Origin of the sequence: uncultured Intestinimonas sp., from assembly GCF_944387245.1 — a bacterium.
Lineage (GTDB): Bacteria > Bacillota > Clostridia > Oscillospirales > Oscillospiraceae > Intestinimonas.
Genome location: NZ_CALXEE010000026.1, coordinates 1 through 25,631 on the forward strand (window position 1 = coordinate 1; position 25,631 = coordinate 25,631).

Annotated in this window: 23 protein-coding genes, 1 pseudogene and 1 other annotated feature; of the genes and pseudogenes, 9 read left to right on the forward strand and 15 right to left on the reverse strand. The window is 62.4% G+C overall.

Annotated features, from left to right (window positions below; genetic code table 11):
• Positions 1-338: 338 nt before the first annotated feature.
• The 3 genes from Q0K15_RS05210 to rpsT form a co-directional block, all read right to left on the reverse strand.
• Complete coding sequence (locus Q0K15_RS05210) at positions 339-1,178, reverse strand: DegV family protein (RefSeq protein WP_294513318.1); 840 nt, start codon at positions 1,176-1,178, stop codon at positions 339-341.
• Between the two features lie 15 nt (positions 1,179-1,193).
• Positions 1,194-1,658 (reverse strand): MarR family transcriptional regulator, encoded by a 465-nt coding sequence (locus Q0K15_RS05215; protein ID WP_294513322.1) that lies wholly within the window; start codon positions 1,656-1,658, stop codon positions 1,194-1,196.
• Positions 1,659-1,849: 191 nt separating this feature from the next.
• Complete coding sequence (rpsT, locus tag Q0K15_RS05220; protein WP_294513326.1) at positions 1,850-2,113, reverse strand: 30S ribosomal protein S20; 264 nt, start codon at positions 2,111-2,113, stop codon at positions 1,850-1,852.
• Positions 2,114-2,312: 199 nt separating this feature from the next.
• Between rpsT and gpr the strand changes: the two genes are divergently transcribed.
• The 4 genes from gpr to Q0K15_RS05240 all read left to right on the forward strand — a co-directional run bounded on the left by gpr (position 2,313) and on the right by Q0K15_RS05240 (position 9,033).
• On the forward strand, positions 2,313-3,224 hold the full coding sequence (gene gpr, locus Q0K15_RS05225; RefSeq protein ID WP_294513330.1) for a GPR endopeptidase: 912 nt from the start codon (positions 2,313-2,315) through the stop codon (positions 3,222-3,224).
• Positions 3,225-3,807: 583 nt separating this feature from the next.
• Positions 3,808-4,017: a binding site (T-box leader), on the forward strand.
• Positions 4,018-4,077: 60 nt separating this feature from the next.
• On the forward strand, positions 4,078-5,499 hold the full coding sequence (locus Q0K15_RS05230; protein WP_294513332.1) for a glycine--tRNA ligase: 1,422 nt from the start codon (positions 4,078-4,080) through the stop codon (positions 5,497-5,499).
• A 508-nt stretch (positions 5,500-6,007) separates the two neighbouring features.
• Positions 6,008-7,864: an LTA synthase family protein gene (locus Q0K15_RS05235; RefSeq protein ID WP_294513335.1), complete on the forward strand. Its 1,857-nt coding sequence runs from the start codon at positions 6,008-6,010 to the stop codon at positions 7,862-7,864.
• 227 nt (positions 7,865-8,091) lie between these two features.
• Positions 8,092-9,033: an AEC family transporter gene (locus Q0K15_RS05240; RefSeq protein ID WP_294513338.1), complete on the forward strand. Its 942-nt coding sequence runs from the start codon at positions 8,092-8,094 to the stop codon at positions 9,031-9,033.
• A 494-nt stretch (positions 9,034-9,527) separates the two neighbouring features.
• Here the strand turns inward: Q0K15_RS05240 and rnhA are convergent, their stop codons facing one another.
• The 12 genes and pseudogenes from rnhA to dnaA all read right to left on the reverse strand — a co-directional run bounded on the left by rnhA (position 9,528) and on the right by dnaA (position 21,934).
• Positions 9,528-9,965, reverse strand: coding sequence for a ribonuclease HI (gene rnhA / locus Q0K15_RS05245; RefSeq protein WP_294513384.1), 438 nt, complete (start codon positions 9,963-9,965; stop codon positions 9,528-9,530).
• A gap of 90 nt (positions 9,966-10,055) precedes the next feature.
• Positions 10,056-10,373 (reverse strand): annotated as a pseudogene (locus tag Q0K15_RS05250) (endonuclease domain-containing protein); the annotation flags it as partial.
• 90 nt (positions 10,374-10,463) lie between these two features.
• Positions 10,464-10,847 (reverse strand): hypothetical protein, encoded by a 384-nt coding sequence (locus Q0K15_RS05255; protein WP_294513341.1) that lies wholly within the window; start codon positions 10,845-10,847, stop codon positions 10,464-10,466.
• 4 nt (positions 10,848-10,851) lie between these two features.
• Complete coding sequence (locus tag Q0K15_RS05260) at positions 10,852-11,070, reverse strand: hypothetical protein (protein WP_294513344.1); 219 nt, start codon at positions 11,068-11,070, stop codon at positions 10,852-10,854.
• Entirely contained in the window at positions 11,067-13,568 is a 2,502-nt protein-coding gene (gene gyrA, locus Q0K15_RS05265; protein WP_294513347.1) for a DNA gyrase subunit A, read from the reverse strand. The genes Q0K15_RS05260 and gyrA overlap by 4 nt, the downstream gene beginning before the upstream one ends.
• A gap of 571 nt (positions 13,569-14,139) precedes the next feature.
• Positions 14,140-16,098: a DNA topoisomerase (ATP-hydrolyzing) subunit B gene (gene gyrB / locus Q0K15_RS05270; protein ID WP_294513352.1), complete on the reverse strand. Its 1,959-nt coding sequence runs from the start codon at positions 16,096-16,098 to the stop codon at positions 14,140-14,142.
• 89 nt (positions 16,099-16,187) lie between these two features.
• Positions 16,188-16,448, reverse strand: coding sequence for an extracellular matrix regulator RemB (gene remB, locus Q0K15_RS05275; protein WP_227604769.1), 261 nt, complete (start codon positions 16,446-16,448; stop codon positions 16,188-16,190).
• Between the two features lie 273 nt (positions 16,449-16,721).
• A complete protein-coding gene (gene recF, locus Q0K15_RS05280; RefSeq protein ID WP_294513359.1) occupies positions 16,722-17,825 on the reverse strand; it encodes a DNA replication/repair protein RecF in 1,104 nt (367 codons plus the stop codon).
• Positions 17,822-18,034: an RNA-binding S4 domain-containing protein gene (locus Q0K15_RS05285; RefSeq protein ID WP_294513361.1), complete on the reverse strand. Its 213-nt coding sequence runs from the start codon at positions 18,032-18,034 to the stop codon at positions 17,822-17,824. The genes recF and Q0K15_RS05285 overlap by 4 nt, the downstream gene beginning before the upstream one ends.
• Positions 18,035-18,046: 12 nt before the next feature.
• Complete coding sequence (locus Q0K15_RS05290; RefSeq protein ID WP_294513364.1) at positions 18,047-18,481, reverse strand: acyl-CoA thioesterase; 435 nt, start codon at positions 18,479-18,481, stop codon at positions 18,047-18,049.
• A gap of 1 nt (position 18,482) precedes the next feature.
• Positions 18,483-19,595, reverse strand: coding sequence for a DNA polymerase III subunit beta (gene dnaN / locus Q0K15_RS05295; protein WP_294513368.1), 1,113 nt, complete (start codon positions 19,593-19,595; stop codon positions 18,483-18,485).
• 1,010 nt (positions 19,596-20,605) lie between these two features.
• Positions 20,606-21,934, reverse strand: a complete 1,329-nt coding sequence (gene dnaA / locus Q0K15_RS05300; protein WP_294513371.1) for a chromosomal replication initiator protein DnaA — start codon at positions 21,932-21,934, stop codon at positions 20,606-20,608.
• Between the two features lie 469 nt (positions 21,935-22,403).
• Here dnaA and rpmH point away from each other — a divergent pair, with 469 nt between their 5' ends.
• The 5 genes from rpmH (at position 22,404) to jag (ending at position 25,517) form a co-directional block, all read left to right on the forward strand.
• Positions 22,404-22,538: a 50S ribosomal protein L34 gene (gene rpmH / locus Q0K15_RS05305; RefSeq protein ID WP_130848843.1), complete on the forward strand. Its 135-nt coding sequence runs from the start codon at positions 22,404-22,406 to the stop codon at positions 22,536-22,538.
• 114 nt (positions 22,539-22,652) lie between these two features.
• A complete protein-coding gene (rnpA, locus tag Q0K15_RS05310; RefSeq protein ID WP_294513374.1) occupies positions 22,653-23,000 on the forward strand; it encodes a ribonuclease P protein component in 348 nt (115 codons plus the stop codon).
• On the forward strand, positions 22,997-23,215 hold the full coding sequence (yidD, locus tag Q0K15_RS05315) for a membrane protein insertion efficiency factor YidD (RefSeq protein WP_130848845.1): 219 nt from the start codon (positions 22,997-22,999) through the stop codon (positions 23,213-23,215). The genes rnpA and yidD overlap by 4 nt, the downstream gene beginning before the upstream one ends.
• A gap of 28 nt (positions 23,216-23,243) precedes the next feature.
• Positions 23,244-24,677, forward strand: coding sequence for a YidC/Oxa1 family membrane protein insertase (locus Q0K15_RS05320; RefSeq protein ID WP_294513378.1), 1,434 nt, complete (start codon positions 23,244-23,246; stop codon positions 24,675-24,677).
• 27 nt (positions 24,678-24,704) lie between these two features.
• Entirely contained in the window at positions 24,705-25,517 is an 813-nt protein-coding gene (gene jag, locus Q0K15_RS05325; protein WP_294513381.1) for an RNA-binding cell elongation regulator Jag/EloR, read from the forward strand.
• Positions 25,518-25,631 lie beyond the last annotated feature (114 nt).

A 25,631-nucleotide genomic window follows, 5' to 3' on the forward strand; every position in this document is an offset into this window, starting at 1 on the left:
GGGTGAGGGGGTGTTAGAAAAAAGCAAAGGCTGAATCGGCCGTGCCGGCCCACCCCAAAAACAGCAGCGTCACACAAAAAAGGCCGCGCCCGGTCAAGCCGGGCGCGGCCCCATACCTTATTTTATTCCTTTACAAAATAGGCGATACCGGTGCAGCCGGGTCCGGCATGCGTGCCGTCTCCCCAAAAAGTCACGCCTTTTTGGGGACCCCCGATTTCACTTCACATGCTCGGGGCAAATGAATTGCCCCTGCGCCAAGGTCCCGGATAAGCCGGGACTCTTGTACGCCGCTGACGCGGCGGCCCGTGGTCGGTACACCGGCCCCGGGGGAACTCCGGTCACTCCTTTACAAAATAGGCGATGCCGGTACAACCGGGGCCAGCGTGAGTGCCGACCACGGAACCAATGGAGCTCTCCAGAATCTCCGCGCCGGGGACGCTGGCCGCCAGAGCGGCCTCGCACTCGGCCATAACGTCGGGGCTGTCGGCGTTGCCGAAGGAGACAGGCAGGGAAGTGTCCGCCGGCTCGGCCTGGAGCTGCTTCTCCATCCACTGGAAGGCGCCCTTCCGGCCCCGAGACTTGGCCGCCGCCTCCACCACGCCGTCCCGGATGTTCAGGATGGGGGTGATGCCCAGCATGCCGCCCACCACGGCGGCGGTGCCCGAGATGCGCCCGCCCATCTTCAGGTACTTCAGGGTGCTCACCACCGCGTAGAACCGCACCCGCTTGGCCAGCTCCTGCACCTTTTCGGCGATGGTCCGGGCGTCCAGACCCTGGTCCCGCAGACGGGCCGCCATCTCCACCAGCAGCCCCAGGCCAAAGGTCACCGTGGTGGAGTCCACCACAAAGATGCTCTCCTCGTCCACCATGTCCCGGGCAATCATGGCCGACTGGCAGGTGCCCGAGAGCTGGGAGGCGATGAACAGCCCCACCACCTGGTCCCCGGCGTCCACATGGGCCTGGAACCGACGGGCAAACTCCTCCGGGTTCACCTGGGCCGTGGTAGGCAGGGTCTCCGCCGTCCGCAGCCGGGCGTAAAATTCCTCGTTGCTCAGGTCGATGCCGTCCAGGAAGGACTCCTCCCCAAAGTGGACGGAGAGAGGGACCACCTCCACCCCCAGGGCCTTCTGCCGCTCCGGGGAGAGATCACAGGTGCTGTCGGTGACGATGCGTACCATACTTCTTACCTCACTTTATGCTTCATTGGGGCTTTCTTCCGGCGCAAAAAACCGGGCCAGCTTCCCCAGGGCCCTCACCAGGGCGTCACACTCCTCCGGCGTCAGCCCCTCCAGGACCTGCTCCACCATCTGCCGGTGAAATTCCCGGTGGGCTGCGTCCGCCTCACGGGCCAGCGGCGTGGGCAGAATCCGCACCGCCCGCCGGTCCTTCTCGTCCCGCTGCCGCTCCACGTAGCCCTTCCGCTCCAGCAGGTTCACCGCCGTGGTCAGAGTTCCCGCCGTCACCCCCTGGGCCGCCGCGATGGCCGTGGCACGGTTGTCTCCGCCGTGGTCCGCCGCCCGGCACACCGTGTCGATCAGATGGATCTCCCGCAGGGACAGCTTGGGGTACTCCGCCGTCAGGACCTCCTCCTCCCGGCGCAGGATCTGGTCAAAAACCTCCACCAGAAACTGATTGATCTTGGCGCCCCGCACCTCCATGCCGCCGCCTCCTTTTCTTTGAAGTTCAAAACATTGGCATTGTATCTGGTCTCGCGCCGCTTGTCAAGCATTTTTAGTTTGAATTTCAAATAAAACCTTGAATTTTTACTTTTTACCAAAAAATGGACCCCTATGGGCAGCAAAAAACCGCCTGCGCATGCAGGCGGTTTTCAGGCGATGATCTGTGCGCCTCAGGCCAGCTTGTTCAGCTTGATGGTCATGGCGCTCTTCTTGTTGGCCGCGTTGTTGCGGTGCAGCAGACCCTTGGCGGCAGCCTTGTCGATGGCCTTCACCGTGGCCTTGTAGACAACATCGGCCTCGCTGCGGTTGCCTTCGGCCACCACGGCGTCAAACTTCTTGATCTGGGTCTTCAGCGCAGACTTGGCCGCCTTGTTCCGGGCCGCCTTGGTCTCGTTGACCAGCACGCGCTTCTTGGCAGACTTGATATTCGGCAAACCAAACACCTCCTCCGATGGTATAATCATATCCACGGGACCTGCCCGTGCAGGTATCCATTTTAACAGAAGCCTTGAAAAAATGCAACCTTTTTTTTAAATTTTTTTGTGCTTTGGATAGAAAATTTGATTTTCGCAAAAAATAGGGGTCAAATGGCGATGCAGACACTATATCTTGCGGAAGGGAGCGTGGTGATCCATGCTGACGCGGCGGACGGATCTGGCGGTGGAGGCGGAGGCCCTGGCCAGAGCGGGGCAGGAGACCCCGGCGCCGGAGGGGGTGCGGGTGCAGGAGGAGCGCCGGGAGGGCTGCCCGGTGACCCGGGTGGAGATTTTGAACGGCAGGGGGGAGGAGGCCCTGGGTAAGCCTGTTGGGACCTACGTGACGGTGGACCTGACCGGGCTGACGCGCAGGGAGGAGGAGGCCTTTCCCCGGTCCTGCCGGGCCCTGGCGGGGGAGCTCTCCCATCTGCTCCGGCGGTGCCGGGTGCCGGAAAAGGCCCCGGTGCTGGTGGTGGGCCTGGGCAACCGCGCCATCACCCCCGACGCCGTGGGACCCGGCGCCGCCGACCACACCCTGGTGACCCGCCACCTCATCGACCAAGCACCGGAGCACTTTGGAGATTTTAGGCCGGTGGCCGCTCTGGCGGCGGGGGTGCTGGGCACCACCGGCGTGGAGAGCGGGGAGCTGGCCCAGGCGGTGGCGGGGAAGGTAAAGCCGGGCTGCGTCATCGCCGTGGACGCCCTGGCCGCCCGGAGTCTGGACCGCATCTGTGCCACGGTGCAGCTCTCCGACACCGGCATCGTCCCCGGCTCCGGGGTGGGCAACCACCGCTTCGCCCTCAACGAAAAGACCCTGGGGGTGCCCGTCATCGCCGTGGGGGTGCCCACGGTGGTGGACGGCGCCACCCTGGCCCTGGACATCCTGGAGGAGGCCGGCCGGGACGACCTGGACCCCGCCGCCCTCCGTGGGGTGGGGGGGAGCCTCATGGTCACCCCCAGGGACATCGACCAGCGGGTCAAGGACATGGCCAAGGTCATCGGCTTTGGCATCGACCTGGCCCTCCACCCCCGCCTCTCCGTGGAGGACGTGGAGCTGTTTTTGTCCTGAGGGGGGAATCTGTGGCCGCAGGCGACTGAGAGAGAAACGGTCTCCGGCGGGCCCCTTTCTGGATGACCAGAAAGGGGCGAAAGAGTCAGTCAAAGAGGGGGATTTCGATTTCCCCCCTTCCCGACACCCAACCCCCTTGAAACGACCAAACACAGGCAAAAGGGGACCCAAATGGAGCCCAGCGAAGCGGGTCCATTTGGGGGAGGAGGGGCAAGGGAGCCGAGCGAGACCTGGCCGTCAGGCCAGGGTGAGCGGTGCGGACTTTGTCCCGACGACGGCCCCCCTATTGGAAGTACCCCCCGGGGCTCTTCTACTGTTACGCCACTTGCACCGTCGGCTTACTCCGTAACGCCGCCGGTGCCCGGGCGTAGGGGCGGATAGCATCTACCCTTACCCCAAACCAGCAGCGTGGTACCGTGGCGCGTCTGGCAAACCGTGCCCCACAAATGAAACTTTCCCGTATCGGTGCGGCGGGCGATCAAAGGCCGCCCCTACACAGGCAAAACAGTGTCCAAAACCGTGCTTTCTTTCCGTCCCAGCCCTTGACGGCGGGGTGAAAGGGTGATAAAATGGCTCCACATTGGAAAAGGCAGTGACCGGGAGAAGTACGCGAGGACCCGGACCGCAGAGAGGAGCCGCTTGGGTGCAAGGCTCCCGACGGTCCCGCGGAAGGCGCCCGTGAGCCGCGGAGCGGAAATGCTCCGCCGTCTCGTCCCCGTTACGGACTTCGAGTGTGCGCCCCACGGGGCGTAAATTCAGGTGGTACCACGGACCGTCAGCGTTCGCCCTGAGCCATAAGCTCAGGGCGTTTTCTTTTGCTTACCTTTATTTTTGTCATAAGGAGTGTCTCCCCATGAAAAACACCGAAAAGACCATGGAACAGATCGTAGCCCTGTGCAAGGGCCGTGGCTTCATCTTCGCCGGCAGCGAGATCTACGGCGGCCTGGCCAACACCTGGGACTACGGCCCCCTGGGTGTGGAGCTCAAGAACAACGTGAAAAAAGCCTGGTGGAAGAAGTTCGTCCAGGAGAACCCCTACAACGTGGGTCTGGACGCCGCCATCCTCATGAACCCCCAGGTGTGGGTGGCCTCCGGCCACGTGGGCGGCTTCTCCGACCCCCTCATGGACTGCAAGGAGTGCAAGGAGCGCTTCCGCGCCGACAAGGTCATTGAGGACTGGTGCGCCGAGACCGGCTTCACCCTGCCCAAGCCGGTGGACGCCCTGTCCCAGGATGAGATGAAGGCCTTCGTGGAGGAGCACAACATCCCCTGCCCCTCCTGCGGCAAGCACAACTGGACCGACATCCGCCAGTTCAACCTGATGTTCAAGACCTTCCAGGGCGTCACCGAGGACGCCAAGAACACCGTCTACCTGCGCCCCGAGACCGCCCAGGGTATCTTTGTCAACTTCCAGAACGTCCAGCGCACCACCCGCAGAAAGCTGCCCTTCGGCGTGTGCCAGGTGGGCAAGAGCTTCCGCAACGAGATCACCCCCGGCAACTTCACCTTCCGCACCCGTGAGTTCGAGCAAATGGAGCTGGAGTTCTTCTGCCAGCCCGGCACCGAGCTGGATTGGTTCAAGTACTGGAAGGAGTTCTGCCACAAGTGGCTGCTGGACCTGGGCATGAAGGACGAGAACCTGCGGCTCCGGGACCACGATCCCGAGGAGCTCTCCCACTACTCCAACGCCACCACCGACTTTGAGTTCGTCTTCCCCTTCGGCTGGGGCGAGCTGTGGGGCGTGGCCAGCCGCACCAACTTCGACCTGAACGCCCACCAGACCACCTCCGGCAAGGACATGACCTACTTCGACCAGGAGAAGAACGAGCACTATATCCCCTACGTCATCGAGCCCTCCCTGGGCGCCGACCGCGTGACCCTAGCCTTCCTGGTGGACGCCTACGACGAGGAGGTGGTGGACGCCGAGAAGAACGACGTCCGCACCGTCCTGCGGCTCCACCCCGCCCTGGCCCCCTTCAAGTGCGCCGTGCTGCCCCTCTCCAAGAAGCTGGGCGACAAGGCCCGGGAGATCCAGGCCGAGCTCTCCAAGTACTTCATGGTGGACTACGACGACGCCGGCTCCATCGGCAAGCGCTACCGCCGCGAGGACGAGATCGGCACCCCCTACTGCATCACCGTGGACTTCCAGACCGTGGGCGACGACAAGACCCCCGCTGACAACTGCGTCACCGTCCGCGACCGCGACACCATGGACCAGGTGCGGATTCCCATCGATCAGCTCAAGGACTATATCGCTGAAAGAATGGCGTTTTAAGTAAATGCCTCCGGCGGGCCCCTTTCTGAATGACCAGAAAGGGGCGAAAGAGTCAGTCAAGGAGGGGGATTTCGATTTCCCCCTCCTTGACAATCCTCCCCTTAAAACGACCAAGCACAGGGAAAAGGGGACCCAAATGGAACCCGGCGAAGCGGGTCCATTTGGGAGAGGAGGGGCAAGGGAGCTCAGCGAGACCTGGCCGTCAGGCCGGGGTGAGCGGTGCGGACTTTGCCCCGACGATGGCCCCCCTATTGGAAGTACCCCCCGGGGCTCTTCTATCGTTACGCTGTCTGCACCGTCGGCTTACTTTGTAACGCCGCCGGCGCTCAGGCGTAGAGGCGGCCTACGGCCGCCCGTCGCGCCGCTATGGGACCCCATTGGCGCGGGGCGCGGCTTCCCAGACGCGCCCGGTACCGCACCCAATATGCCCCCTCATCAGGTTGATTACGCCGCCGCTTCCCCCTGTGTGGGGAAGTTTTCCCCTTTCACAGACAAAAAGGAATCAGATATGAAAAAAATCCCCCTCTTTCAGCGCCATGCCGACCAGTCCTGGCCGGTGTGGAAAACCACCCTCTTCTGGGGCTGGAACCTCTTCTGGGGCCTGTGTTCCGCCCTGGGCGTAGGCCTTGTGAGCCTGGTCTTTGCCGCCGTCATCGACCAGAAGGCCATGCTCCTGAGCTACTTCCAGAACCCCCTCATCGCCTTTCTGAACCTGGCCCCGGCGGTGCTCCTCTACTTCCTGCTCTATTTCATCCTGGGCCGGGCCTCCCTGGCCTACGCTCTCACCGCCGCCATCACCCTGGGCTTCACCATGGGCAGCTGGTTCAAGCTCCAGTTCCGCAACGACCCCCTCATGTTCGAGGACCTGCTCCTTCTGAAGGAGGCCGGCAACATGGCGGGGAAGTACCAGCTCTTCCTCACCAAGACTATGATCCTGGCCCTGGTGGTCCTCATCCTCGGCTGGCTCTTTCTCCACTTCTGCGTCCGGGGCCGCCCCGGCGCCCGCCTGCGGCTGCTGGGCTTCGCCCTGGCCGTCCTCTGCGCCCTCCCCGTGTGGAATATGACCCAGAGCGACGACATCTACAACAACCGCACCGCCAACAACGGCCTCATCAACCAGTGGTCGGCCACTCAGGTCTACGTGTCCAAGGGCTTTGTCTATCCCTTCCTCCACAGCGTGAAGTCGGCCTCCGACGCCCCGCCGGAGGGCTATGACGCCGCCCGGGCCGAGACCATCCTGGCCGGCTGCGAGGACGCCGACATCCCCGAGAACAAAAAGGTGTCGGTGATCTCCATCATGCTGGAGTCCTACGACGACTTCTCCAAGTACGGCACCCCCACCCTGGACCCCAAGGTGTACGCCGACTACCACGCCCTGGAGGCCGAGAGCCTCACCGGCGACCTCATCACCAACATCTTCGCCGGCGGCACCGTGGACTCGGAGCGGTGCTTCCTCACCGGGTTTGCCGATCTGGGCTCCTTCCGGTCGGCCACCAACTCCTACCCCTGGTACTTCCGCAGCCAGGGCTACACCGTTACCGGCTCCCATCCCTGCTACGCCTGGTTCTACAACCGGGAGAACATCAACGTGAACCTGGGCTTTGAGGACTACCGCTTCGTAGAGAACTACTTCTCTCCCATGACCGACGGCGGCGTGGGCTACGACGATCTCTTTTTCCCGGAGCTCATCAAGCTCTGGGAACAGGACAAGGCCCTGGGTCAGCCCGTGTTCCAGTACAACCTCACCTACCAGGGCCACGGCCCCTACAACGACGACCAGACCTGGTGGGGCGACGACTACGTACACAACGACAAGGGCTACACCCAGGCCGAGCTCAACATCCTCAACAACTACTTTGGCTCCGTCTACAACACCAACCAGAACCTGGTGGAGTTCTTCGACTACTTCCGGGCAGAGGAGGAGCCGGTGGTCATCGTGGTCTTTGGCGACCACAACCCCTGGCTGGGGGACGGCAACTCGGTGTATGAGGCCATCGGCCTGGACCTGGACTTCTCCACCCCCGAGGGCTTTTACAACTACTACTCCACCCGGTACCTCATCTGGGCCAACGACGCCGCCAAGGAGGTTCTGGGCAACGACTTCGTGGGGGAGGGCCCCACGGTGAGCCCCAACTTCCTCATGAACGTGGTCTTTGACGCCTGCGGCTGGGAGGGTCCGGCCTACATGCAGGCCACTCAGTCCGTCATGGAGCAGGTCCCCGTCATGAACACCCCCACCGGCCTCTACATGGAGGACGGCGCCCTCACCGGCACCCTCACCCCCGAGGGACAGGCCCTGGTCACCGACTACGACATGCTCCAGTACTACTACCGCAAGAACTTCATCTACGACGACCTGCGCTGATGGCAGGAGAGTGCCACGCCCCGCCGGTCCCGGCGGGGCGTGGCACTTTTTTGGACCTTCCCCCCTGGTGGGGGAAGGTTTTACGGAGGTCTTTCCACATTTCGCTCTTTTTTGTGGAAAGTTTCCCGCTATTTCACCCCCCTTTCCCGGTACGCACCCAATTTTTCTCCACATTTCTATTTGAAATGTGGAAGGTTTTTAAAGAAATAAATTGGAGGCATACACCCATGGACAATCTTATCTTCTGTCTCAACGCCACGGTACCCGTTTTTCTCATGATGCTGCTGGGCTTTGTGTTCCGGCGGGTGGGCTTTGTGGACAAGGCCTTCGCCGATAAGATCAACGGCTTTGTCTTTAAGGCCGCCCTGCCCGTGCTCCTCTTCCAGGACATGTCGGGCGCCGACTTCTTCGCCCAATGGGACGGCCCCTTCGTGGGACTGTGCTTCGGCATGACAGCGGTGAGTATCCTGGCCATGGTTCTCCTCTCCCACGTGCTCAGCCGGGAGCTCCGGGGCGAATTCGTCCAGGCCTCCTACCGCAGCAGCGTGGCGCTGCTGGGGGTGGCCTTCATCCAGAATATCTACGGCACCGCCGGCGCCGCCCCCCTCATGATTATCGGCGCCGTGCCCCTCTACAACATCGCCGCCGTCCTCATCCTGGCCCTCATGCATCCCGACCAGGGGGGCCTGAACCGGGACCGGCTCCTGCGCACCCTCAAGAAGGTGGTCACCAACCCCATCCTCATCGGCATCGGCATCGGCATGCTCTGGTCCCTGCTGCGGATACCACAACCCGTTATCCTCCAGAAGTCGGTGGCCAGCTTCGCCGGGGTGGCCACCCCCATGGGCCTCATCGGCCTGGGGGCCTCCGTGGACCCGGAGCAGGCACTGGCCAAACTCAAGCCCTCCCTCCTGGCCGTCTTCTGCAAGCTCTTTCTCTTTGCCGCCGTATTCCTGCCCCTGGCGGTATGGCTGGGCTACCGCACCGACAAGCTGGTCACCATCCTCATCATGCTGGCCTCCTCCACCACCTCCAGTTCCTACGTTATGGCCAGAGGCCAGGGCTACGACGGCGCCCTCACCGCCAACACCATCCTGCTCACCACCTTCTTGAGCGCCTTTACCCTTACCGGATGGCTCTACGTCCTCCGGTCCATGGGACTTATTTAAGTACATACAAAAGGACCGCCGACGGGCTTTGATGCACCCGCCGGCGGTCCTTTTTTGTCGGATTTTATGGACGATAGGGGGCAGCCTCGATTGTGGGGCGCGGCTTCCCAGATGCGCCAAACCCCGCCCCGAACCATTACCATTCTGTTATGTGTAAGGACGGGGGAGACGGCTTAAAACCCGTTTTGCTTTCCTGCTGGAAAAAGAACGGTTTTTGGAATCCAAAGAAAAAGGGGCTCCCGTGCGGGTTAAGCGGCTCTAAATAGGAATCCGGCGGCCCGTCTTTACGCCCCCATAGAGCACCAGCCCCGTCTACGGTAGACTACCTGGGCGGAACAGAGACAAGTTGTGGTTCTATCCAACATTTTTTCGCCGCCTGCGTGGGTGAAAGTTGCGGCGTAAGTTAGCGGGTGGCCTGCAAAGACGGCGCAAAACGAGCGCAGGGGCGGATGGTATCCGCCCCTGCGCTTATCTCCCCACACAGGGAGGTTTTTTTACTTGAACTTCTTACTCTCCATCACCGCCAGCTCATCACAGCGGTTGTTGTAGGGATTCTCCGCATGCCCTTTGACCCAGTGGAGGTTGACGGTATGGTAGTCGCACAGATTCAGGAGCTTCTCCCAAAGGTCGGGGTTGAGGGCGGGCTTCTTGTCGCCCTTCACCCAGCCCCGGGCCTTCCAGCCCCGGGCCCAGCCCTTCTCCAGGGCATCAATGACGTACTTGGAGTCGGAATAGAGCTCCACGATACAGGGCTCCTTCAGCGCCTCCAGGGCGGTGATGACCCCGGTGAGCTCCATGCGGTTGTTGGTGGTGTGCCCCTCGCCGCCGGAGAGCTCCTTTTTGAATTTGCCGTACATCAGGATGGCACCCCAGCCCCCGGGGCCCGGGTTCCCCGAACAGGCGCCGTCGGTATAGATGGTGACTGTTTTCATAGGCCTCCTTCCATACCTTCCCCCCTCAGGGGGGAAGGTGTCCCCGCAGGGGACGAATGAGGGGGCGCTGCGCTCTGTCTCCTGTCGGATCACAGCGCACACTCCCTCAAATCGTTGTGCGATGTCCAAATTACTGAACCGGAGCAGCCGTAGATGATGGACCTGCTCCAAATACAGGTCCCGCCGTCGGTCCGCGGCCTGCCCCTGGTCCTCATAGTGCTGAGAGCCGTCCAGCTCAATGGCCAGTCTGGGCGAATGACAGTAAAAATCCACAATATAGGGTCCGAATACCACTTGACGGCGGAAGGGGAGAGGAAAGGTACGAAGAAACTGATACCACAGCTTTTGCTCCTCTTTTGTGGGGTTTTTTCGGAGCTTCCGGGCATTCTCCCGCATCCATGGGAGCATATCCACACCCCCCTCATCCGCCCCAGTGGGCACACTGGGGCACCTTCCCCCCTGTGGGGGGAAGGTTTTTCTTTTCTCCTCCGCTGAACCTTACAGCTCCTCCAGGATCTCCTTGCGCTTCTGCTCGTACTCCTCCTGGGTGATGAGGCGCTGGTCGTAGAGGGTGCGCAGCTCTGTGAGGCGGGCCTGGGTATCGCCGGGGGCGGCGGCGTCATGAGCATGCTCAGCACCGCCCTCTTCCTCAATGTGAATTTCGGGGCCAATATAGCCCTTGCCAAAGGCCTGGTAGAAGTTGGTCCCGGCGATGACGCCGGCGATGATGGTCCAAAGGACGCCAAAGATGGCGCCGAAGCCGCCGGTCATGGAAAATGAGGGGATGACCACAAAGAGGCCGATGAGCACAAAGATGATGCCCACCACGCCCCCCACGACGGATCCGCTTTTACTGGGGCGGTAAGTCACACGTTTTCTCATTCTGTCACTGCTCCTTTCCGTCCTCGGCGATTCCCTTTTCACGCCGGGCCTTTAGGCCCCGCAGGACATAAAACAGGGAGAGCCCGGTGGCCAGTACGAACCACACTAGGGCAAAGGCGCCGGCCAGATCCCACCGGTCGGCCACCGCCAGCACCACAAGGGCCACGCCAAATCCGTACATCAGAATACGAAGGGGGGAGATGCACTCCTTCCGGGTGCTCACAGCTCCTCACCGCCCTCCTCGGCCTCCTCTTCCTCGTGGTCGGTGCGGGCGAAGGAGATGACCTTCACGCCCTCCTCCAGATTCATGATCTTCACGCCCTGGGCGGTGCGGCCGTAGGTGGAGATACCGGAGACCGCCATACGGATGATAACACCGGCGTCGTTGATGACCAGCACGTCGTCGGCGTCGCTGACCACCTTGACACCCACCACGGGGCCGGTCTTTTCGGTGACGTTATAGCCCTTCAGGCCGTAGCCGCCCCGCTTCTGGGGGCCGTCGGCACGGATATACTCGTCCATGTCGGTGCGCTTGCCGTAGCCGTTTTCGGTAATCATCAGCACCTGGTGACCGTGCTTGGCCCGGGCGGCGCCCACCACATAGTCGCCCTCCTTCAGGTTGATGCCCCGGACGCCGGCGGCGTCGCGGCCCATGCACCGCACGTCCGTCTCCTTGAAGCAGATGGCCATACCGTCATGGGTGACGATGAGGATGGCCTGGTCGCCGTCGGTCTCCCGGACGGTGATGAGCTCATCTCCCTCGTCCAGGGTGATGCAGCGGATGCCCGCCTTCCGGGCGGTATGGATGGAAGAGAGCTGAATCCGCTTCACTGTGCCGTTCCGGGTCACCATGGCCAGATAACGGTCCTCCGGGAACTCCCGCAGGTGGATCATGGCGGTGACCTTCTCGTCCGACTCGATGGGCAGCACATTCACCAGGTTGGTGCCCTTGGCGGTGCGGCCGGCCTCCGGGATCTGGTAGCCCTTCTTCCGGTGGACCCGGCCCTTGTTGGTGAAGAAGAGGATGAAGTCGTGGGTGGAGGCGGTGAACACCGTGTCCACGTAGTCCTCCTCCTTGGTGGCCATGGCAGTGATGCCCTTGCCGCCCCGGCGCTGGGTCCGGTAGGTGGACACCGGGGTGCGCTTGATGTAGCCGCCGGCGGTGAGGGTAAAGACGCACTCCTCCTCCTCGATGAGGTCCTCGATGTCCAGCTCGTCCTCCACGTCCTGGATCTCGGTCTTGCGGTCGTCGCCGTACTTGTCCCGGATGGCGATGAGCTCGTCCTTGAGCACACCTCTGAGCATGCTCTCGTCGGAGAGGAGCTTCTGATAATAGGCGATGCGCTCCTCCAGCTCCTTGTACTCGTTCTCCAGCTTCTCCCGGTCCAGACCCTGGAGGGCCTTCAGTCTCATGTCCAGGATGGCCTGGGCCTGGACGTCGTCCAGGCTGAAGCGGGCGCACAGCCGCTCCTTGGCGTCGTCGTAGCTCTCCCGGATGATCTTGATTACTTCATCAATATTATCCTGGGCGATGAGGAGACCTTCCAGCAGGTGGGCCCGCTCCTGGGCCTTCTTCAGGTCGTACTTGGTGCGCCGGATAATGATTTCCTCCTGGAAGGCGATGTACTCGTCCAGGATGTGGCGCAGGGAGAGGATCTTGGGCTGGGACTGGTTGTTCACCAGGGCCAGCATATTGATGGCGAAGGTGGTCTGGAGCTGGGTCTGGGCGAAGAGGCGGTTTAAGACCACCTGGGGGTTGGCGTCCTTCTTCAGCTCGATGACGATGCGCATGCCGTTGCGGTCGGTCTCGTCCCGGATGTCGGAGATGCCCTCCAGCCGCTTGTCCTCCACCTGGTCGGCCATGTTCTTGATGAGCATGCGCTTGTTGACCTGGTAGGGGATCTCGGTGACGATGATGCGGGTGCGGTCCTTGCCGAACTCCTCGAACTCGGTGCGGGCCCGGACCATGAGGCGGCCACGGCCGGTGGCGTAGGCCGCCCGGATGCCGCTGCGGCCCATGATGATGCCCCGGGTGGGGAAATCGGGGCCCTTCACGTGCTCCATCAGGTCGGCCAGGGTGGCGTTGGGGTCCTCCAGCACGCAGATGGTGGCGTCGATGACCTCCCGCAGGTTGTGGGGCGGGATGTTGGTGGCCATGCCCACGGCGATGCCCGCCGAGCCGTTGACCAGCAGGTTGGGGAAGCGGCTGGGCAGGACCCGGGGCTCCTTCCGGGACTCGTCGAAGTTGGGGTCCCAGTCCACGGTGTCCTTCTCGATGTCCCGGAGCATCTCCTCAGAGATCTTGCTCAGACGGGCCTCGGTGTAACGGTAGGCGGCCGGGGGGTCGCCATCCACGGAGCCGAAGTTGCCGTGGCCCTCCACCAGCACGTAGCGCATGGAGAAGTTCTGGGCCAGGCGGACCAGGGCGTCGTAGACGCTGGCGTCGCCGTGGGGGTGGTACCGGCCCAGCACGTCGCCCACGCAGGTGGCCGACTTCTTGAAGGGCTTGTCGTGGGTCAGGTTGTCCTCGTACATGGCGTACAGGATGCGGCGGTGGACCGGCTTCAGGCCGTCCCGCACGTCGGGCAGGGCCCGGCCCACGATGACGCTCATGGCGTACTCGATGTAGGATTTCTCCATCTCCGGCACCAGGGGAGAGGTGACGATGGTCTGATTGGGGTATCGGATCTCCTCCGGGTCGTATTGGGGTTTCTTGCTCATCTATTGTTTCCTCCTTGGGTAGAGGTTCGGTTGATTTTTACGCTTGGGGACGGGAGAGACGCGTTCGAGCTTTCAAAAACCGTTTCGCTTCCCTGCTGGAAAAAGAACGGTTTTTGCAATCCAAAGAAAAAGGGGCTCCCGTGGGGGTTAGGTGGCTCCAAATAGGAATCCGCCGGCCCGTCTTTACGCCCCCATAGAGCACCGGCACCGTCCACAGGTGACTCCGCCGGTGGAACAGGGATACGCTGTGGTCCTATCCAACATTTTTTCGCCGCCTGCGTGGATGGGGGGCGGGACGTGGCGCCGCTGCCTGTTTTTCCCTCCTATTGTGGGGTGCGGCTTCCCAGACGCACCCCTAAACCTTCTCCCTCGCAGGGAGAAGGTGGCATTTGCGGAGCAAATGACGGATGAGGGTGGGTCGGTATATTTGTTCTATCCCACGCAACCCGTCCAGCATAGCTGGCCGGGCCTACGCTGAAAATGTGCTACCGCCACATTTTCTTCACGCTGCGGCCTCATCCGGCCCTGCGGGCCACCTTCCCCCCTCAGGGGGGAAGATCAAAAAGGTCCCTTAATAGTCCAGATTCACCGCGTATTTGGCGTTTTTCTCGATGAATTCCTTACGGGGCTCCACCTTTTCACCCATGAGGACGGTGAAGGTCTGGTCGGCCAGGACGGCGTCGTCCAGCTCGATGCGCTTGAGGGTGCGCTTCTCCGGGTCCATGGTGGTCTCCCACAGCTCGTGGGGGTCCATCTCGCCCAGGCCCTTATAGCGGCTGATGTCCACCTTGGCGTTGGGGTTGTCACCCCGGAGCTCGGCGGAGACCTTGTCCCGCTCCTCGTCGGAGAAGGCCACACGGGTGGTCTTGCCCCGGGTCAGCTTGTAGAGGGGGGGCACGGCGGCGTACACATAGCCCTGCTCGATGAGGGGACGCATGAAGCGGAAGAAGAAGGTGAGCAGGAGCGTCCGGATGTGGGCGCCGTCCACGTCGGCATCAGCCATGATAATGACCTTGTGGTAGCGCAGCTTGGCGGGGTCGAATTCGTCGCCGATGCCGGCGCCCAGGGCGGTGATAACGGGCTGGAGCTTGTCGTTGCCGTAGACCTTGTCGGCCCGGGCCTTCTCCACGTTGAGCATCTTGCCCCACAGGGGGAGGATGGCCTGGAAGCGGGAGTCCCGGCCCTGGGTGGCCGAGCCGCCGGCGGAGTCGCCCTCGACGATGTAGAGCTCGGTGAGCTCGGGGTTATTCTCATTGCAGTCCCGGAGCTTATCCGGCATGGCGGCGCCGCCCAGGGCGGTCTTGCGCCGGATGGACTCCCGGGCCTTCCGGGCCGCCTCACGGGCCCGGGAGGCGGTGAGGGCCTTGTCCAGAATGGCCTTGCCCACCGCCGGGTTCTCCTCCAGGAATTCGGCCAGCTTTTCCGACACAATGGCGCTCACCAGGGTGCGGATCTCGCTGTTGCCCAGCTTGGCCTTGGTCTGGCCCTCAAACTGGGCTTCGGTGAGCTTCACCGAGATGACGCAGGTGAGGCCCTCCCGGTAGTCCTCGCCCTTGATCTCGTCGCCGTCTTTCAGAATATTCATCTTCTTGCCGTAGGCGTTGAGGGTGGTGGTGAGGGCCTGCTTGAAGCCGGTCTCGTGCATGCCGCCCTCGGGGGTGTGGACGTTGTTGGCGAAGGAGAGGATGGTCTCGGAATAGCTGTCGGTGTACTGGAAGGCCAGCTCCGCCATGGAGTCCCCCTTCTGGCCGGCCATGTAGATGACCCCGTTGTGGATGGGGGTCTTGGACCGGTTGAGCCAGCTGACAAACTCCCTGATGCCGCCCTCGTAGCACATGTCGTCGTGCTGCTCCTTGCCGGGGCGCTGGTCGATGGTGTGGATGCGCAGGCCGGCATTGAGGAAGGCCTCCTCCCGCATGCGGGTGTGGAGGATCTCATAGTCGTAGACGGTGGTCTCGGTGAACATCTCCGGGTCGGGCTTGAAGGTGACCACGGTTCCGTGCTTGTCGGTCTCGCCCACCACGGTCATGGGCTGGGTCACCTTGCCCCGGGCGAACTTCATCTCGTAGATCTTGCCGTCCTTGTGGACCTGGACCTCCAGCCACTCGGAGAGGGCGTTGACCACCGACGCACCCACGCCGTGGAGGCCGCCGGACACCTTGTAGCCGCCGCCGCCGAACTTGCCGCCGGCGTGGAGAATGGTAAAGACCACCTCCAGGGCGGGCAGCCCGGTCTGGGGCTGGACGTCCACTGGGATGCCGCGGCCGTTGTCGGTGACGGTGATAACGTCGCCCTCCTTGATGATGACGTTGATCTCGTCACAGTAGCCGGCCAGGGCCTCGTCGATGGAGTTGTCCACGATCTCATAGACCAGATGGTGGAGTCCGGAGGAGGAGGTGGAGCCGATGTACATGCCGGGGCGCTTGCGCACCGCCTCCAGGCCCTCCAGGACCTGGATCTCGGAGCCGCCGTACTCGTGCTCGACCTGCTCGGGCCGTTCCAGCTCGTTTACTTCCAGTTCTTCAGACATTGTAAAACCTCCTGGGTGTGTTGGCGAAGCGCATAAATGCACTCCTTACCGAAGTAGGGAGCGGATTTATCCGCTCCGCCGGGTTCGTTCTATTCAAAAGTTCCGCTCTCCACCCGGCCACGGAGGGTGGCGGCGGAGAGCTGGGAGAGGTATGTGAGGGTGCCCAGCTCCGACCGGCAGAGCACCAGGGATTTGGGCAGGTCCATGGACACATCCACCAGCTCGCCCTCCCGCTCGGCCTTTTTTAAAAATTCCCGGGTGATGCGAGAGTCGGTGGTGGTGTCCAGGTCGAAAATGCCGATGACGTCCCGAAAGGGGACCACCACCGACTGTCCCAGATGCAAATACATGGCGGACCTCCTTTCGTTGGGGTGGGGGAGCTCTGTTGTGGGGCCGTTTCATCTGTGGGGCGCGGCTTCCCAGACGCGCCCATGGCACCACTTGATTTTGTGGGGCGCGACGACCTCGGCACGCCATATAAAACCTTCCCCCTTCCAGGGGGAAGGTGGCGGCGTGAGTCGCCGGATGAGGGTGGGCTGGTACGTTGAATTTGGCTTTTGTTCTATCCGGCTCCCCCTAATCCGGCCCTTCGGGCCACCTTCCCCCCTGTGGGGGGAAGGTTTTCAGACCAGCTCTCCGCCGTGGATATGGAATACGGCACCGTGGTCCAATCCCTCTAAACCGTCGTCCTCGCAGCAGGTGATGAATACCTGGCCGCCGGTGATGCGGTGGAGGACGAACTCCTGCCGCCGCCGGTCCAGCTCGCTGAGCACGTCGTCCAGCAGCAGCACCGGCCACTCCCCGGTGTCGTGGTAGAAGATCTCCCGGCAGCCCAGCTTCAGGGAGAGGGCCGCCGTCCGGGTCTGCCCCTGGGAGGCGTAGGTCTTGGCCTCCAGGTCGTTAATCCGCACCACCATATCGTCCTTGTGGGGTCCGGTAAGACACTGCCGGGCTTCCAGCTCGGCCTGGCGGTGGGTGCGCTGGTGCTCAAGCACCGCCTCCAGGAGGTCCCGGGTGGGGACCAGGGGGTCGGCCACGGTGCTCACCGTAGCGTAGCCCAGGTCCAGCTGCTCCCGCCCACCGGAGAAGTCGGCATGGACGGCGGCCGCCGTCTCCCGGAGCCGCTTTAAGAAGTGGGCCCGGTAGTGGATGAGCACCGCCCCCGCCTGGGCCATCTGGTAACTGAAGTCGTCCAGGGTGTCCAGCAGGTCGGGCTTTTCCTCCCAGTCCCGGAGGATGCGGGTCTTGTGCTCATAGAGCCGCTTGTACTGGGACAGGGCGGCGGCGTACCGGGGCCGGAGCTGGCAGATGCACTCGTCCAGAAACCGCCGCCGCTCGGCGGCCCCCGCCCGGATGAGGGACAGGTCCTCGGGGCAGAAGAGGACGGTTTGCAGCACCCCGGAGAGCTCCCCGGCGGTCTTGAGGCGTACCCCGTTGGAGAAGAGCTGCCGCCGCTGGCCCCGGTGGAGCCGGGCCTCCAGCCGGAAGGTCCGCTGCCGGGCCTCCACCGTGGCCTTCACCACGGCGGAGGGCGCCTCCAGCCGGATGAGCTCCCGGTCGTACCGGGCCCGGTGGGAGGAGGCGGTGGAGAGATAGGCCACGGCCTCCAGCAGATTGGTCTTGCCCTGAGCATTCTCCCCGTAGATCACGTTGACCCCCGGGGAGAAAGCCGCCTCCAGCCGGCGGTAGTTGCGAAAGTCCTCCAGGGCCAGGGCGTCCACCCTCATTGGACGGTGAGCTCCACGCCCTCCAGCGCCACCACGTCACCGGGCCGCAGCTTCTTGCCCCGCATGGTGCACACCTCGCCGTTCACCTGCACCTCACCGGCCTGGATGGCCTCCTTGGCCTCGCCGCCGGTCTCGGTGACCCCGGCGAACTTCAAAAGGGCGTCCAGCTTAATAAATTCCGTCTGGATCTTCACTGTCTGCTTCTGCATGGCTGCCTCCCGTCACGACTCAGCGTGCTCCCGAAGGAGCCGCTCAAAAAGTTCATAGGCCTCCGGCAGCACCCGCTTCAGGGCCACCGGCTTGTTGTTCTTCCGGTCGTAGAAGAAGTGGCCGGAGGTACCCTCCGCCCGGAGGACCCCCGTCTCGGCGTCCACCATGCGGTAGACCACCTTCATCTTGGCGGGGGAGAGTTTCGTTACAGTCATATGGATGGCCACCGTCTCCCCGAACCGGGTCATGGACCGGTATTTGCAGGAGATGTCGGTGAGGGCAAAGTCGATGCCCGCCGCCATGGCCCTTTCATAGCCCCAGCCGATCTGGTCCATGAAGTCGGTACGGGCCTCCTCCATCCAATGGATATAATTCCCATGATAGACCACGCCCATGCCGTCGGTCTCGTAAAACTGGGCCTTTCTCAGATAGGGACGCAGTTCCATGTCACTCGCCTGCCTTCAGCCGAACGGGCAGCACCATATAGAGGAAGTTCTCCTCCCCCTCGGCGGGGAGGATGACGCAGGGGGCCACCCCGGAACTGAGCTCCAGCCGCACCTTGTCGGTGGGGGCGGCCTTCAGGGCGTCCATGAGGTAGCGGTTGTTGAAGCCGATTTCCAGATTCTGGCCATCCCCGGAGATGGGGCACTGGTCGGCGGCGTCGCCGATGCCGGTTTTGGTGGTGATGCTCAGCACGTTGTCCCCAAAGACGCAGCGCAGGGGGGACTTGAGCTTGTCGGAGATGATGAGGGAGACGCGGTCGATGGAGGTGAGGAGGGTGCGGGTCTCGCCCTCCACCTTGATGGCGTTGTTGCGGGGGATGGCCTGGCGGTAGGCCAAAAACTCACCTTCCAGCCGGCGGGACACCAGCATGGTGTCCCCCATGCGGAACATGACGTGACGGTCGCCCTCGATGACCAGGGCCTCGTCCTGGCTGTCGCCGCAGATCTTTTCCACCTCATTGAGGGCGGCGCCGGGCACCACGAAGGAGAAGGAGAGGGCGCCGTCCTTTTCCAGAATGGGCTCGTGGCGGAGGGCCAGCCGGTAGCCGTCCACGCTGACCATGGTGAGGCCGTCGGCGCTCACCTCGAAGAGGGAGCCGGTGTGGATGGGGCGGGACTCGTTGTCGCTGACGGCGAAAATGGTCTGCCGGATCATGGAGCCCAGCTTGTCCCGGGAAATGGAGAAGCTGTTCTGGTCCTCCACGGCGGGCAGGTCGGGAAAGTCCTCGGGATCGGTGGCCAGGATGTTAAACTTGCTCATGCCGCAGGTGATGTTCACCATATAGCCGTCGGCGGAGAAGGACACCACGTCGTCGGGCAGCTTGCGGATGATCTCGCCAAAAAGGCGGGCGGAGAGGACCAGGCTGCCCTCCCGCTCGATCTGGGCGGGGACAATGGTGCGGATGCCGGTCTCCAGGTTGTAGCCGGTGAGGCGGAGCTGGTCTCCGGCCTCCACCAGAATGCCCTCCAGGGCGGGAATGGAGCTCTTGAGGGAGACGGCCCGGGCCGTGGTGGCGATGGCCGACTGAAGGAGTGCTTTTTCACAGGAAAACTTCATGGGAGTGGGTTCCCTTCCTTTCGTGCTCCGCTCGTTTTTGAGGAGAGGAGAGGATAAAAGATAGAAATAGTACTCGTAGTATAAAATATTGTGGAAAAGCGTCGGAAAGCCTTGGGAGAGAGGACGCGGGGCGTCCACAGGGGTGGTGGACAAATTTCGAGGGTTTCCACACAGGGGAAAAAGGGCGAAAAATTGTCCACAGGGGATTATCCACATTTCCACAAAAACCGGTGGATTTCGACCCTTTGGGTTTTCCAGCGGTAAATGGGTATTTATACAGAAAATGCATAGAGTTGCATGCTGAGTATGCAGGGCCATGCAGGATTTCCGTCATTTGCAGGAGGGCCGTTTTTCGCCTTCCCTGAAAGGCTGTTTGCCTTGTCGTAGGGGCGGACAGCATCCGCCCGTTAAACCACGTACCGGCCCATTGCTTTCTGTTGCGTAAAAGGACGGGAGAGACGGCTCAAAACCCGTTTTGCTTCCCTGCTGGAAAAAGAACGGTTTTTGAAATCCAAAGAAAAAGGGGCTTCTAAGCGGGTTAGGTGGCTCCAAATAGGAATCCGGCGGCCCGGCTTTACGCCCCCGTTGAGGTCCAGCCCCGTCTACGGTAGACTACCTGGGCGGAACAGGGGCAAGCTGTGGTCCTATCCCCACTTTTTTTGCCGCCTGCGTGGGTGGGTGTCGGGGCGTGGTGGCGCTGCCTGGGATTGCCTCATCTGCAACGTGGGGTGGTTTGAGGGGCGGTGCGCTAACCTTCCCCCATCCAGGGGGAAGGTGGCATTTGCGGAGCAAATGACGGATGAGGGTGCGTTAGTGTGGCGGATTTGGCTTTTTTTCTATCCAGCGAAACCCGTCCAGCATAGCTGGCCGGGCCTACGCTAAAAATGTGGCACCGGCACATTTTTTTCACGCTGCGGCCTCATCTGCCCCTTCGGGGCACCTTCTCCCCCGGGGGAGAAGGTTTTTGTGGGGAGTGGGCCTTTGACCTTTCCTCTTCCAGGGGGAAGGCTTTACTCGTACCGGGCGTTGATATTGGCCCGGATGTCCTTGATGACCTCGGAGATCTCGGGGGTGGTCTTTTTGAGCTTTTCGATGCGCTCGATGGAGTGGAGGACGGTGGTGTGGTCCCGGTTCTCGAATTCCCGGCCGATCTCCTTCAGGGACATGTTGGTCATCTCCCGGATGAGGTACATGGCCACCTGCCGGGCCAGGGCGGTGTCCTTGGTACGGCCCTGCCCGCGGAGGGCGCTGTTTTCGATGTTATAGAAGTTGCAGACCTCCTCGATGATGACGTCGGAGGTGGGCATGATGTCGGAGGGGTCCTTGAACATATCCCGCACGGCCCGGGTGACGGTGGCGGCGTCGATGCTGCTCCCCTCCAGGTCCCGGAGGGCCATGATCTTGTTGACGGTGCCCTCGATCTGCCGCACGTTGGCGGTGATGTTCTCGGCCACGTACTGCAAAACCGCCTCGGGCAGCTCCACCCCCATGCGGATGGCCTTGTTTTTGATAATGGCCATGCGGGTCTCGTAGTCCGGGGGCTGGATGTCGGCGATGAGGCCCCACTCGAACCGGGTCTTCAGACGGTCCTCCAGCTTGAGCATCTCCTTGGGGGGACGGTCGGCGGTAAAGACGATCTGTTTCCGGGTCTCATAGAGGGTATTGAAGGTGTGGAACATCTCCTCCATGGTGGAGTCCTTGCCGGCGATGAACTGGACGTCGTCCATCAAAAACACGTCGGCGGAGCGGAACTTCTCCCGGAACTCCTGGTTGCGGCCCTCCCGGATGGCCTGGATGAGCTCATTGGTGAAGGCGTCGCCCTTGATGTAGACGATGCGGTAGTCGGGGTGGTCGTCGTGGATCTTGTGGGCGATGGCGTAGAGGAGGTGGGTTTTGCCCAGGCCGGACTCGCCGTAGATGAAGAGGGGATTGTAGTTCATGGCGGGGTGGTCGGCCACCGCACGGGCGGCGGCGTGGGCGAACTTGTTGGACGAGCCCACAACGAACCGCTCAAAGGTATACTCCTCCGTGCCGGGGAGGAAACTGTCGTCCTTGGGGGCGGTATTGCGCTGCCGGCGCTCCAGATCGCCGTCCCCCAGCACCTCCACCTGGAAGTCGGCGGAGAAGAGCTCGTGGAGGGCCTTCTGGATGGGGGGCAGGTAGCGGGAGACGATGATGTCCCGCTTGAAGTCGGACGGGGTGTGGAGGATGAACTTGTCGCCCTCCATGGATACGGCCACCGTATCGTCAAACCAGGTATGGATGGTGGTGGCGGTCATGTCCGCCTCCATGAGGACAAGGACCCGGGACCAGATGTCGGCGGCGGAATTCATGGCCATGGCTGAGACCTCCCTTTGTTGCAAAATGCGTTCTCTCTCCCGTTCCAGGGCAGCAAAGCATCACCCTTAAAGGCGGACCTTCAAGGATGACGCTGGGTGCCCCGTGGACGGGAGCCTCTTTATCTATGGCGCGCAAGGGCGGAAAGTTGTACGTTCGCGTACACATTATAACAAAAATAAGCGGGGTAAGCAATAAGTTTTCCACAGGGCTATCCACTTTTCCACAGGGAAAAAAGTGGGGCAGGAGGGCCTGTGGCACAACATCTTGTGTGTAAGGGAAAGTCCTTGACATATGTGGAAATTCCAGCAAAAATATAGTTGACAGTGGGGGAAAGCTTGGGCTATAATAGTTACCGCGTCCCGAAAACAAGGGGGGCGTCTACCCAAATGACGACCTCGGCCGGTTTTCCGGCCGTTGTGGTGGACGGGCTTGCCCGTCTCAAGGAACCGTTACAGGAGGTGTTCAGACATGAAGCGTACCTATCAGCCCAAGAAGCTCCAGCGTTCCAAGGTCCACGGCTTCCGGAAGCGGATGGCCGACCGGAATGGCCGGAAGGTCCTCTCCCGCCGCCGCGCGAAGGGCCGCGCCCGCCTGTCCTACTAAGGAATGCGGCATTTACCGAATAGAGCGTCATGAAGGGGCGGGGGAGCAAATTCCCACCGCCCCTGCAGTGCATACGGAAGTTTTTCCGGTGCCGTCACACAGGAGGGCCGCACCTTGAAGTTCACCGTCACCATGAAACGAAATCATGAGTTCCAGCGCCTTTACCACAAGGGGAAAAGCGCCGCCAGCCCCTACCTGGCCCTCTACTGCCGCAAGAGCCGGCGGGGTCAGAACCGGCTGGGCTTCACGGTGGGGAAGAAGGTGGGGTGCGCCGTCAAGCGCAATCGGGTCCGCCGCCGCCTGCGGGAGATCTACCGTCTTCACGAACACGAGCTCACCCCGGGCTATGACATCGTGGTGGTGGCCCGGGTGAAGGCCGTCTATGCCAAATACGCCCAGCTGGAGAAGTCCTTCCTCTCATTGGCGGACAAGCTGGGCCTGAGAAAGAAGGCGGAGGGGTGAAAGCCCTGCTCCTGGCGCTTATCCGGTTCTACCGCGTCCACATTTCGCCCGCCCGACCTCCCTGCTGCCGCTTCATCCCCACCTGCTCGGCCTACGCCCTGGAGGCGGTGGAGAAATACGGCGCCTGGAAGGGCGGCTGGCTGGCCCTGCGCCGCATCCTCAAGTGCCAGCCGTTCCACAGGCAAAAGAGCATCGAATACGACCCGGTGCCTTAGGGCCTGAATCTTCTGTGGAGGCAAGCAAATGGATTTCGCATACTATATTCTTACGCCGTTTTCCTGGCTGCTTCAGTTCTTCTATGACCTGACCGGCAGCTACGGCTTCGCCCTCATTCTCTTCGCAGTGGTGGTGAAGCTCATCCTCTTCCCCTTCTCCCTGAAGGGAAAAAAGAGCATGATCCAGATGAACATGCTCCAGGGCAAGATGCAGCAGATCCAGAGAAAGTATGCCAACGACAAGCAGAGACAGAATCTGGAGATACAAAAGCTCTACGAAAAGGAGAAGGTCAACCCCATGGGCGGCTGCCTGTGGTCCCTGCTCCCCATCTTCATCCTGCTGCCCCTGTACGCCATCATCCGCCAGCCCATGAAGTATATGATGGGCCTGGACGAGACCCAGATCACCACCCTCATCGACGTGCTCAACCAGTACGCCGCCACCGCCATCGACCCCTCCAAGAACGTCTACTACCAGCTCATCGCCTCCAACGTGCTCTTTGAGAACTTCGACGCCGTGGTGGCCAACCCCGCCGTTGCCGCCTTCGCCGACAACCTCAAGCAGCTGGACTTCTCCTTCCTGGGGCTGGCTCTGTCCACCGTCCCCACCTGGAAGATCTGGGCGGGTCCCTTCAACTGGAACGCCATCGGCACCTTCCTCATCCCCATCGTGTCCGCCTGCACCGGTCTGCTCTTCTCCGTCATCTCCATGCGGACCAACCAGCTCAACAAGAACCAGCCCGAGAACGAGCAGGCCAAGACCACCAGCCGGACCATGATGATTATGTCCCCGGTGATCTCTCTGTGGGTGGGTTATTCCATGCCCGCCGCCATGAGTATCTACTGGGTGTCCAACAACGTCCTCTCCCTGGTCCAGGAGCTACTGGCCGGCCGCATCCTGAAGAAGGACTACGAGGCCGCCGCCGCCGCCCGTGCCGAGCAGGAGCGGCTGGAGAAGGAAGAGGAGAAGCAGCGCCGCCGGGAGGCCGCCGAGCGCAAGGCGCAGGCCATCGCCGACGCCAAGGCCAACAGAGGCAAGAAGAAGGCCAAGCCCGCCGAGGAGAAGAAGAAGAGCGACGCCTCCGTCATCGACGTGAGCCGCGTGGGCATCCGCTCCTACGCCCGCGGCCGGGCCTACGACCCCTACCGGTACAGCCCCGACGGCCCCACCCCCTATAAGGACCCCGGCGCCCCGGTGGACGAGACCGCCGTGGAGAAGGCGCTGGAGAAGAAGTCCGACCACCTCCAGGCCGTGGCCGCCGAGGGCGTGGCCGACGAGCTCATCGTGAATGAGATCCTGGAGGAGAACGCCGCCGCCGATGCCGCCGCTGAGACCACGGAGACCGTGGAGAGCGCCGCTGCCGATGCCGGCGACGCCGCCGACGTCCAGGACCCCTGGGCCGGTATCGACGCCGAGGTGGAGGCCATCAACGCCGAGACCCAAGACAAGGATAAGGAATGACCCCAACATAAGGAGACGATCAGACCTATGTTGCAGTATATCGAGACCACGGGTAAAAACGAGGAGGAGGCCATCAACGCCGCCCTCCGGAAGCTGGGCCTGGACCGGGACGAGGTCTCCGTGGAGGTGCTGGAGCGGGCCAAGAGCGGCTTTCTGGGCATCGGCGGCAGCCCCGCCAAGGTAAAGGTGTCCTACGAGGTGCCCGACGCGCCCGCCCCCAAGGCCGAGGAGCCCAAGGCGGAAGAGCCCAAAGCCGAGGCCCCCAAGGTTGAGGCTCCCAAGGCGGAGCCTGTGAAGGCGGAGGAGCCCGCCGCCCCTGTTTTCCAGCCCAAGACCGAGCCTGACACCCAGGCCGCCGAGTCCGCCCCCGCCGGGGACCGGGCCGAGGCCATCACCACCTTCCTCACCGGCCTCATGGCCCACATGGGCGTGTCCGCTACCCCCCGCATCGCCATGGGGGAGGACGGCAGCTACAAGGTGACCCTGGAAGGGGAGAACCTGGGCGCCCTCATCGGCCGCCGGGGCGAGACCCTGGACGCCATCCAGCAGCTCACCAGCTACTCCGTCAACCGGGGCCAGTCCAAGCGGGTCCGCATCCACGTGGACGCCGAGGGCTACCGTGCCAAGCGGGAGGAGTCCCTGGAGCGCCTGGCCCGGAAGGTGGCCGGGAAGGTGGTCAAGTACCGCCGGAACGTCACCCTGGAGCCCATGAACGCCTACGAGCGCCATGTGATCCACACCGCCCTCCAGGACTACCCCGACGTAACCACCTACTCCACCGGCACCGAGCCCAACCGCCGCACCATCGTGGCCTACTCCAAGGGCGAGCACCGGAACTGAGCCAAAACCATCAAACCCCCGTCCGCCAGGACGGGGGTTTTTTGTATACAGAAAACCACTCGCTGGGCGAGTGGTTCCAAAAAGCCTACGGCGATGAGGGTGAAAGAAAAACTC